This is a genomic window from Candidatus Protofrankia californiensis, assembly GCF_900634765.1.
Taxonomy (GTDB): domain Bacteria; phylum Actinomycetota; class Actinomycetes; order Frankiales; family Frankiaceae; genus Protofrankia; species Protofrankia californiensis.
In genome coordinates this window covers 4,908-7,610 of sequence record NZ_CAAAFT010000141.1, presented here as the reverse complement: position 1 = coordinate 7,610, position 2,703 = coordinate 4,908, and the positions used below count along the sequence as shown (strand labels likewise).

The window sequence follows — 2,703 nt, the reverse complement described above, 5'->3', positions numbered from 1 at the left end:
GCCGCGTCGTGAACAGCCGCGTCATGAACAGCCGCGTCATGAACAGCTGTGGTGTCGGCGGCCGGCGCTGGTGCCGGCACCGGCACTGCCGGATCGGCCGGCGCGTTGCGCACGGGCGCAGGCGCGGACGGACCGTCCAGGTGCAGGATGACCCCACGCCCACCACAGTGCGTGCACGGCTCGCTGTATGCCTCCAGCAGTCCCTGACCGACCCGTTTGCGGGTCATCTGGACCAGCCCGAGACTGGTCACCTCCGCGACCTGGTGGCGGGTGCGGTCCCGGCCGAGACACTCCGTCAGGCGCCGCAGGACGAGTTCGCGGTTGCTTTCCAGGACCATGTCGATGAAGTCGATGACGATGATCCCACCGATGTCCCGGAGCCGGAGCTGACGGACGATCTCCTCGGCGGCCTCGAGGTTGTTCTTGGTGACCGTCTCCTCGAGGTTCCCGCCCTTGCCGGTGAACTTGCCGGTGTTGACGTCGATGACCGTCATGGCCTCGGTGCGGTCGATCACGAGGGATCCACCCGAGGGCAGCCACACCTTCCGGTCCAGGGCCTTGGCGAGCTGTTCGTCGACCCGGTACTCGTCGAACACGTCGGCTGGGCCGGCATGCCTGCGGACCCGGTCACGCAGGTCCGGCGCCACCATGTCGACATAGTCCTCGATCATCGTGGCTTCCTCTGCTCCCTGCACGACCAGTTCAGCGAAGTCCTCGTTGAAGATGTCCCGGATCACTCTGATCACGAGGTCGGGCTCGCCGTAGAGCAACGCCGGCGCGCTGGCCTTCGTCGCCTTACGGCAGATGTCCTCCCACTGGGCCGACAGACGGGCCACGTCCCGGGCGAGTTCCTGTTCGCTCGCACCCTCCGCGGCGGTCCGGACGATCACTCCCCCGTTCTCCGGAGTGATTTTCTTCAGGATCGCCTTCAAACGGGCACGTTCAGTGTCCGGAAGCTTACGGCTGATCCCGGCGTTCTGCCCGTCCGGCACGTAGACCAGGTAACGACCGGGGAGGCTGACCTGGCTGGTAAGCCGCGCACCTTTGTGACCCATCGGGTCCTTACTGACCTGGACGACGATCGACTGGCCGGACTTCAGCACCTGTTCGATCTTGCGAGGCCGTCCGTCGAGCCCGCTGGCGTCGTAGTTGACCTCACCGGCGTACAGGACGGCGTTACGTCCCTTGCCGATGTCGACGAACGCCGCCTCCATGCTCGCGAGCACGTTCTGGACCCGGCCGAGGTAGACGTTGCCCGCATACGACCAGGAACTCGCCCGGGTGACGAAGTGCTCGACCAGCACCCCGTCTTCAAGCACCGCGATCTGGGTGCGGTCACCCGCGTTGCGGACGACCATGCGCCGTTCGACCGCTTCGCGGCGGGCGAGGAACTCGGCCTCGGTAACGATCGGTGGGCGGCGGCGACCGCTGTCACGGCCCTCCCGCCGGCGCTGTCGCTTGGCCTCCAGCCGGGTCGAACCGCTGACCCCGCGGACCTCGTCGTCACGGACCCGGCTTTCGCGCACGTGCACGACCGTCGTCGGCGGGTCGTCGGGAACGACCTCGTCGACGAACGCGGCGCTGTCCCGGCGACGACGCCTGCGGCGACGGCGCGAGCTACCCGGCGGTGATTCCTCGTCGGACACGTCCCCACCGGGCGACAGCCCGGCCCGGGACTCCCCGGGCTCGCCGGAGTCGTCCGAATCCGGGTCCGAGTCCCGATCCGGCTCCGAGTCATCGGTCTCGGCACGGCCGGAGCGAGCCGGTCCGTCCCAGTCGAAATCGTCGGGACGCGTACGCGCCCCGTCGAAGGCAGGAGTGTCCAGGTCGTCGATGCCGTCGGTTTCCTCGTCGGAGCGGGCACGACCCCTGCCGCGACGGCCGCGGCGGCGACGCCGCGTCGAACCACCGTCACCGCTGTCGTCGGCCACCGCCTCCGCAGTCGCCGACGCCTCGACGTCGCCGTACGCGGCGAGCTCCGACTCGAGCTCGTGATCGGGATCCTCCTCGGCGTGCGGGCCGGTATCGACGGCCGGCTTCGAACGAGAGTCCGCGGAACGGCGGTCTGCGGCACGAGGGTCCCCACCGGTACCGGCGGAAGGGCCGAAATCGGGGGTGGCCGCCCCGCCGGAGTCGTTCACGGCGTCCGCGTTCACCCTGTCGGCGCTGAACGGGGGGTTGTCGGTACCGAACGGCGAGGTCCCGCGGCGGCGACGCTGTATCAGCTCGATCGCGGCGGGCTCGGGCGCCTGGAAGGTCACCATCGTGACCGCCCGCCCGCGGCGTGGTCGTGGCTCCCGCTGCGCGTCCGGGTCGGCATCGGCGATCGCCGGCGTCTGGAGTCCGCCGGTCCGCGCAACCTCGGAGCCACTAAGATCGGATCGGAACGAAACCGGCCACGACCGGTCGGAGTCGGCGGGCCGCGCAGCAGTCGACGGCACGGCCGTCGGCTGCTGCGCTGTCGGTTCTGCGGTCGTCGGCTCCGGCGGATCGCTTTGTCGAGTCGCACCGGCGGGTTCACCGACGGCTACCGGCTCGTCCGGCGACGACGGTACGCCCAGGGGCCCGCTCGGGGTCTCGGTGCTGGTCTCGGTATTGGTCTCAGCCCTGATCCCAGTCAGGGCCTCGGGCGGGAGTCCGGCAGATCGCGCGGCAGCGCGCCGCCGTCTCGGTGCGGGACGAGTGACGGGTGTCTCATCGGAG

1 protein-coding gene is annotated in these 2,703 nt (G+C 69.8%); it reads right to left on the bottom strand.

Translation table 11 applies throughout. The annotated features are described in order from the left end of the window. The coding region (locus DD1DGNOD_RS08410) for an Rne/Rng family ribonuclease (protein WP_430827774.1) at nt 1-2,441 on the bottom strand (2,441 nt) is incomplete at its 3' end. Nucleotides 2,442-2,703: the final 262 nt, after the last annotated feature.